Here is a 7,190-nt window from a genome sequence, read left to right as displayed (position 1 = left end):
AGCAACAGCGAGGCCGAGCGCCTGCGCTTCTGGAGCGGGCGCAAAAACGCATTCCCCGCCAGCGGCCGCATCAGCCCTGACTACATGTGCATGGACAGCACCATTCCCCGCGCGCGGCTGGCCGACATCCTGCTCGCGATTTCCGAGATGGAAAAAAAGTACCAACTGCGCTGCGCCAACGTGTTCCACGCCGGCGACGGCAATCTGCACCCGCTGATCTTGTTTGATGCGAACGACCCCGACCAGCTTCGCCGCTGCGAACTATTCGGGGCCGAGATTCTGGAGGCCAGCGTCGCCATGGGCGGCACCGTGACCGGAGAGCATGGTGTCGGCATTGAAAAGCTCAACAGCATGTGCGTGCAGTTCAGCGCGGAAGAAAACGCTCAGATGTTTGCCGTCAAAGCCGCCTTCGACCCCGAAGGCTTGCTCAACCCCGGCAAGGTCATTCCCACCCTGCACCGCTGCGCCGAATACGGCAGGGAGTTGGTGCGCGGCGGCAAGATCAAACACCCGGACTTGCCCCGGTTCTAGCCGCCATGCAAGGCTTGCGCGGCTTAGCCTGGCTCCTGGCGCTGCAAAGCGCCGGTGAGTTGCTGGCTCGCGGTCTGCACCTGCCGTTTCCAGGCCCGGTGGTCGGCATGGTCTTGCTGATTCCAGCCTTGCAGTGGCCCCTGGTGCGTGAGCCCGTTAGCCAGTGCGCGGATTTTCTGCTCAGTCATCTCTCGCTTTTGTTCATTCCGGTCGGGGTGGGCGTCATGACCCACTTGGCCCTGCTCAGCCAATATGGCGGGCGGATGCTGGTTGTGCTGGTGCTTTCCACCTGGATTGGGCTTGCCGTCACCGCCCTCACCCTGTACACCCTGAGCCGCCGGGACGCGGAAGACGAGGCTCCCCATGGCTGAAGTGGTGGCCCTGTGGGTCTACCTGTCGGCGACGCCACTCTTCGGCCTGACGGCCACCCTGGTGACCTATGTGCTGGCGCACGCTGTGTACCAGCGCACCGGCCAAGCCGTCTGGGCCAACCCGGTACTCTGGAGCGTGCTTACCCTCGCCAGCCTGTTGCTGGCCACCGGGGTGAGCTACCCGGGGTACTTCTCGGGTGCGCAGTTCATCCACTTTTTGCTGGGCCCCGCAGTCGTGGCATTGGGCTGGCCCCTGTGGCAGCGCAGGGCCGAAGTGCAAAAACGCTGGGGGCGTTTGCTCGTGGCCGCATTGGTCGGCGGTGCGGCGGCCAGCGGATCCGCACTGGCACTGGGCTGGGCCCTGGGTTTGCCCGGCGATGTGCTGCTGTCCATGGCGCCCAAGTCCGTGACCGCGCCCGTGGCGATGGGCATCGCTGAAAAGATAGGTGGTATTCCTGCGCTGTCAGCCGTATTTGCCGTGCTCACAGGCCTGATCGGGGCACTGAGCGGCAAGCTCATCTTTGGCCTGCTGCGCCTGCCCTACACCGGCAGCGGCTGGTCTGCACGCGGCTTTGCCCTGGGCACCGCCTCGCACGGCATAGGCGCGGCACGCGCGCTCCAGGTGAATGCGGATGCCGGCGCCTACGCCGGGCTGGCGCTGGGCCTGCAAGTGGTGTTGGCGTCGTTGCTGATGCCTTTGTTTTTCCGCTGACCGCCGATGTGGGTCGCCATCAAAACTTCGAGCTGATCACGAAGTTGATGGTGCCGGACTCGCCCACGAAGGCCTGGTACTGAAACGACTGCCCTGCCGCCGTGGTGTACACCGAACGCCATTGGGCCATCAGGTTTTTGCCGTTGGGGTCATAGGCCAGTTCCAAGGGGATGCTGCTGAACGAGGTCAGTGCCACACCCAGTTTCTTCCGGGCCCCGTCGTGCCGGGTGTCATAAGCCACCAGGGTGTTTTGCAAGGATGCTTCGATAGATTTGCGGTCGGAGTCCGACTTGGCCAAGAGGCTGCGGTCCGACTGATTGAGGGAGGGCGCCGCGCCGGATGGCAAGCGCGTGAGTGAAATCAGCTCCTGCGCGCACACAGGCCCCGCCAGCACGGCACAGCTTAGGGATGCGAAGGCAAGGACTTTCATGGCGCACTCCTGACACACTCAGGAGCCCACTGTGGCACAAGCCCGCCGGCTTGAAAAGCAGAAAAAGCCCGCTGAATGCAATAGTTTGTACGTGGGAGCACACTGCGGACTTGGCTACGCACAGTCAAATATCAGGCATTAAATAAGCCACCAGCGCCCATGCAATATGTGCCAGCAGCTATCTAATTTATAGCAATTAAATCAAGAAACCGCGCACCGGGTCGGCTTCGCTGCGTTGTAACCAGTTACTGGCGGCATACCGGGTGATCGCGTCGGTCACATGCAGGGTGTATGCATGGCGGGAAACTGCCGAACGGTTGGGCGCGCTGTAGTGGGGCAACAGCCCGTGGAAGACCACCAAGGCACCGGCCTTTACCTCTAGCGGCACCGCATTCACATTGCTGGCCGGCCACGGCGTCGGGTCCAGTTTGTGCATGGTGATCTGGTCCCCGTCGCGTTCAAAGCGCTCGCGCAAAACGCCCCTCTCCCCCCGGTGGCCGCCGGGCTCGGTCCACAGACAGCCATTGCTCAGCGTGGCGTCTTCCAGCGCAAACCAGAAGGTGGTCACACTGATCGGGGTGGTATCGAAAAATGTCGCGTCTTGGTGCCAGCCCACCTCGCCGCCTATGCCGGGTTGCTTGAAGATATACATCGACTGCCAGACTTGGGGTTGCGTGAGACCGAGGTCGGCCGCCAACTCGGCCAAAGCGGGGCCGTGGGAAAACGCCTCGAACACCGGGTCCTTGTCATGCATGGCGTGGCCAATTTTGTTGATGGAGAGCGCCTTGGCCTGGCGCAGGGCACCGTCGGCACCAAAAGCTTCTTCCTCGAAGAAACAGCAGACGCGGTCACCCGAGTTCAGAAAGTAGTGGTCGACCTTGCGGGCCTGCTCGTTGGTGGTGAAGATGGTACGGCTCTCCGCCGGATCGAAGGCGTCCACAATCGCCTCGGCACGCGCCCTGACCGCAGCGATTTCTGCGGGCGATTTAAAGTTGGGGAGGATCAGGTAGCCATCTTCCGCGTAGCGGACTTTTTGTTCATTGGTCAACATGGGCTATGCAAATGTTCGCAGTGGAAATAGCGTTTCAGTATAGGCACCCGGACTGCTTGCGCGCGTGATTTCGGCTACGCTCTGGCGCAGGAGAGACACGCACTTGAACCTCACACCCCTGATCCAACTTACCCGCGGCGGCACTCCAGAGTGCCTGCATTTCGGCGCGGTGGCCGTTACCAATCGCCGGGGGCAACTCACGGCCTTTGCAGGTGACCCGCACTTGGTCACTTTTACCCGATCTACCCTCAAAGCCTTGCAGGCCCTGCCTTTTGTCGAGGCAGGTGGCCCGGCGGCTTTCGGCTTTACCCAAGCCGAGAATGCCCTCCTTTGCGCCAGCCATAACGGCGAAGCCATGCACGTGGACGCGGCCAACCGCATGCTGGCCAAGTCCGGGCACAGCTACCAAACCCTGCGTTGCGGCTGCCATGTGCCGCTGTTATTCAGCTACTTCGACAAGGGCGCGCCCGAAGGCGCCACCTATACCGAGGCCCATAACAACTGCAGCGGCAAGCACGCCGGTTTTGTGGCGTATTGCGAGCAGCATGGCCTGCCCTTGGACGACTACACCGCCCCCGAGCACCCCTTGCAGCAAGCGATTGCCCGCGATGTAGCCCGCGCAGTGGGTATGGATGTGCAAGACATGCCCCGCGGTATCGATGGCTGTTCTGCCCCCAACTTCGCCATGCCCCTTTCCAAACTAGCCCGTGGCTATGCACGCCTGGCCAGTGGTGCTCAGGACGAGGAGTTCGGCGCCAGCTTTGCGCTGCTCAGCGAAGCCATGACGGCCTACCCCGAGATGGTGAGCGGGACCGGCCGTAACGACCTCGATTTCATGCGGGTGGGCCGGGGCGACTGGGTGAGCAAAGTCGGGGCCGATGGCGTACAAGTCGTCGGCAGCAAAAGCCGCGGCGAGGCTTTTGCCCTCAAGATCATTGACGGCAACAAGCCCGCCCTGTTTGCGGCCAGCGTCGAAGTGCTTGACCAGTTGGGTTGGCTGGACGATGCACAGCGCGCCGCACTAAAGCCCTGGCGCGCCGCCGAGATCCGCAACGCGCGCGGCTTACTTGTCGGCGAGCGTCTTCCTGTCTTTCAGTTGCAAACACCATGAACCACAAAATCAGTTTGATAGGCGCTCCCACCGACATAGGCGCAGGCAGCCGCGGCGCCAGCATGGGCCCCGAGGCCTTGCGCGTAGCCAATATCACCAGCGTGCTGCAAAGCCACGACTTGGAAGTACTGGACAAGGGCAACCTGAGCGGCCCGAGTAACCCGTGGCAACCGCCGGTGAATGGCTACCGCCACCTGCCCGAAGTCACCGCCTGGAACCGCAGCCTGCATGACGCGGTGTACGCCGAATTGCAGAATGGCCGCCTGCCCATCGTGCTGGGCGGGGACCACTGCCTGGGCATAGGGTCCATCAGCGCGGTGGCGCGACACTGCCGCGATACCGGCAAAAAGCTGCGCGTGCTCTGGCTGGACGCCCACGCTGACTTCAACACCAACACCCTCACACCCAGCGGCAATATCCACGGCATGCCGGTGGCCTGCCTGTGCGGCTTCGGTCCGCAAGAACTGATTGAGATCAGCGGGCAAGTGCCTGCCATTTCGCCCAAATGGGTGCGCCAGATCGGCATCCGCAGTGTGGACGAGGGCGAGAAGCGTTTTGTGCATGAGCAGAACATTGAAGTGTTCGACATGCGCTACATCGACGAGATGGGCATGCGCTCCGCCATGGAGCTGGCACTCGCCCTGATGGACAGCAACACCCACCTGCATGTGAGCTTTGATGTGGACTTTCTGGACCCCGACATCGCCCCCGGCGTGGGCACCACCGTGCGCGGTGGCCCCACCTACCGCGAAGCACAGCTGTGCATGGAAATGATTGCCGACACCGGGCGCATGGCCAGCTTGGATGTGTTTGAACTCAATCCTGCGCTGGATGAGCGCAATCGCACGGCCGAGGTAGCCGTGGACCTGATCGAGTCGCTTTTTGGCAAGAGCACGCTCATGCGGAAATAGGCGGCGTTACACAGCCCGCCGCCTGCTTATTGCGTCCGGAATACCGCCACGGTATTGACCAGCTCATTGGCCTGGGTACGCAAGCTGCTGGCGGCCGCTGCCATCTCTTCAACCAGCGCCGCGTTCTGCTGGGTTGTCTGGTCCATCTGGTTTACGGCATCGCTCATTTGCTGCACTCCGGCGCTTTGCTCCGAGCTGGCGGAGGTGATTTCGCCCATGATGTCGTTCACCCGCCGGATGGAGGTCACCACCTGCGTCATGGTTTCTCCCGCTTGGTTGACCAGTTGCGTGCCCCGCTCTACGCGCCCCACGCTGTCATCGATCAGTCCCTTGATCTCTTTGGCCGCCGCGGCACTGCGGCCCGCAAGGGAACGCACTTCGCTGGCCACCACTGCAAATCCGCGCCCCTGCTCGCCCGCACGCGCCGCTTCCACGGCTGCATTCAAGGCCAGGATATTGGTCTGAAACGCAATGCCGTCAATCACGCCGATGATGTCTGCAATCCGGGACGAAGATTGGTTAATCCCCTTCATGGTCTCGACGACCTCGTCCATCACTTGCCCGCCGCGCAAAGCCACGTCGGAGGCATTAATGGCCATTTGATTCGCCTGGCGCGCGTTGTCCACGTTGTGGTTCACCGTATTGCTCAGGGTGGCCATGCTGCTGGCAGTTTGCTGCAACGCGCTGGCCTGCTGCTCGGTGCGCATGGACAGGTCCTGGTTGCCCTGTGCGATCTCAGAGCTGGCGTTGGCCACACTCTCCGACCCCTCCCGCACCGACGACACCACGCCGGCCAGACCCGAGCCGATCAGGTTGATCGCCTCCACCAGGCGTCCGATTTCATCCTGGCTACGTGGCTGGAGATGAACGGTCAAGTCGCCACCTGCAATCTGACTGGCGGCCGCCTGGACCTTCTGCAGGGGATCTGACACCAGCCGTTTAACCAGCAAAAACAGGACAAGGGCAGTAATGAGCACCACACCGGCACCCACCGCTCCGAAGACATTGCGGATAGTCCGCACCTCTGAGGTGAACTCATCCACGTAGGCACCGCCTGCAATGACCCAGTTGAGCGATTTGAGGTGGCTGAACGCCACAACTTTTTCGCGGGGCTTTTTGTCACCCAAGTCGGCATTCATCCACGGGTAGCGGATGCTGCCATTTTTTTGCTCCAGGATTTCCTTGATGAACTCGCGCCCATCCGCGTCCTTGGACTCCAGTATATTTTTCCCCTCCATAGCGGGGTGCACGAGCAGGTTACCCAGATTCGCTCCGGGCCGAGCATCTAGGACATAAAAGTAACCGGTTTCGCCGATCTTCATGGCACGGATCGTGTCTTTGAGTTGCTTCAGGTAATTGCTGAAGTCCATACCCACAAAAGCCAATCCCACCACTTTTCCACCGACGTCTTTAATGGGCTCGTAATGGGTCATGTACTGGCGCCCGAACAAGGTCGCGGGCCCCACGTAGGTGCCGCCTTCGGTGACCGCCTTGTAACCCGGGTGAGCGCGGTCCAGCAGAGTGCCGACGACCCGCTCGCCTTTGTCGTTCTTCAAAGAGGTGCTGACCCGCATGAAGTCAGAACCGGTCACGGCAAAAATAGTCGCTACCGCGCCCGTGCTCTCGGTGAACTGATCAACGATGGTGAAATCGAGGTTGACCGGTTTGCCGGCCAACGCCAACACGGGTGCCTGCTTACCGGCAATGTCGACAGTCGCTCCCGTGAGCGCAAACCCGCCGGTCAGGCGGGTTCCCAAGGCTTTCGCCAACAAGACGGCCCGGTTGCGTAAATCACTGTCTGTCGCCTCTACCAAAGACACCATCAGTTTGGTTTTCTCAGCCACCTCGGTGCCGGCACGGGACTCCACAACGCGCACCAGCGTGATACCGATGCTGATCACCAGCACTGCCACCAACGAGCTCACCATGAGCATCACGCTGAGTGAGAGCTTGCCGCCTACCCCTGAACGGGAAAACCAGGAACCTTGTTGCATGGGAACTCCAATTATTTGATATTTTTAGAAAATTGCTTTTTTTAACAAAAACAATATATCTCAGAGATGCAGCAAGGAC

At 61.3% G+C, this 7,190-nt stretch carries 8 protein-coding genes; 5 read left to right on the top strand and 3 right to left on the bottom strand.

What is annotated here, in order from left to right:
• From QZW03_RS16500 to QZW03_RS16490, 3 genes are all read left to right on the top strand, one after another.
• A partial coding sequence (locus QZW03_RS16500; RefSeq protein WP_296511148.1) for an FAD-linked oxidase C-terminal domain-containing protein occupies nt 1-531 on the top strand: 531 nt, incomplete at its 5' end.
• A gap of 5 nt (nt 532-536) precedes the next feature.
• Nucleotides 537-902 carry a CidA/LrgA family protein gene (locus QZW03_RS16495; RefSeq protein ID WP_296511146.1) on the top strand — a complete coding sequence of 122 codons (366 nt, stop codon included), beginning with the start codon at nt 537-539 and terminating at the stop codon, nt 900-902.
• Entirely contained in the window at nt 895-1,614 is a 720-nt protein-coding gene (locus tag QZW03_RS16490; RefSeq protein WP_296511143.1) for an LrgB family protein, read from the top strand. Before QZW03_RS16495 ends, QZW03_RS16490 begins: the two co-directional genes overlap by 8 nt.
• 19 nt (nt 1,615-1,633) lie before the next feature.
• Here the strand turns inward: QZW03_RS16490 and QZW03_RS16485 are convergent, their stop codons facing one another.
• Nucleotides 1,634-2,044 carry a hypothetical protein gene (locus tag QZW03_RS16485; RefSeq protein ID WP_087495385.1) on the bottom strand — a complete coding sequence of 137 codons (411 nt, stop codon included), beginning with the start codon at nt 2,042-2,044 and terminating at the stop codon, nt 1,634-1,636.
• A 196-nt stretch (nt 2,045-2,240) separates the two neighbouring features.
• Nucleotides 2,241-3,095: a phytanoyl-CoA dioxygenase family protein gene (locus QZW03_RS16480; protein ID WP_296511141.1), complete on the bottom strand. Its 855-nt coding sequence runs from the start codon at nt 3,093-3,095 to the stop codon at nt 2,241-2,243.
• A 103-nt stretch (nt 3,096-3,198) separates the two neighbouring features.
• Here QZW03_RS16480 and QZW03_RS16475 point away from each other — a divergent pair, with 103 nt between their 5' ends.
• Nucleotides 3,199-4,206, top strand: coding sequence for an asparaginase (locus QZW03_RS16475; protein WP_296511140.1), 1,008 nt, complete (start codon nt 3,199-3,201; stop codon nt 4,204-4,206).
• A complete protein-coding gene (rocF, locus tag QZW03_RS16470) occupies nt 4,203-5,117 on the top strand; it encodes an arginase (RefSeq protein ID WP_296511137.1) in 915 nt (304 codons plus the stop codon). The genes QZW03_RS16475 and rocF overlap by 4 nt, the downstream gene beginning before the upstream one ends.
• A 26-nt stretch (nt 5,118-5,143) precedes the next feature.
• On the opposite strand, the gene QZW03_RS16465 is transcribed toward rocF, so the two are convergent.
• Complete coding sequence (locus QZW03_RS16465) at nt 5,144-7,111, bottom strand: methyl-accepting chemotaxis protein (protein WP_296511135.1); 1,968 nt, start codon at nt 7,109-7,111, stop codon at nt 5,144-5,146.
• Nucleotides 7,112-7,190: the final 79 nt, after the last annotated feature.

The organism is Rhodoferax sp. (assembly GCF_013297935.1).
GTDB lineage: Bacteria > Pseudomonadota > Gammaproteobacteria > Burkholderiales > Burkholderiaceae_C > Allorhodoferax.
This window is presented reverse-complemented; position numbering and strand designations above follow the sequence as displayed.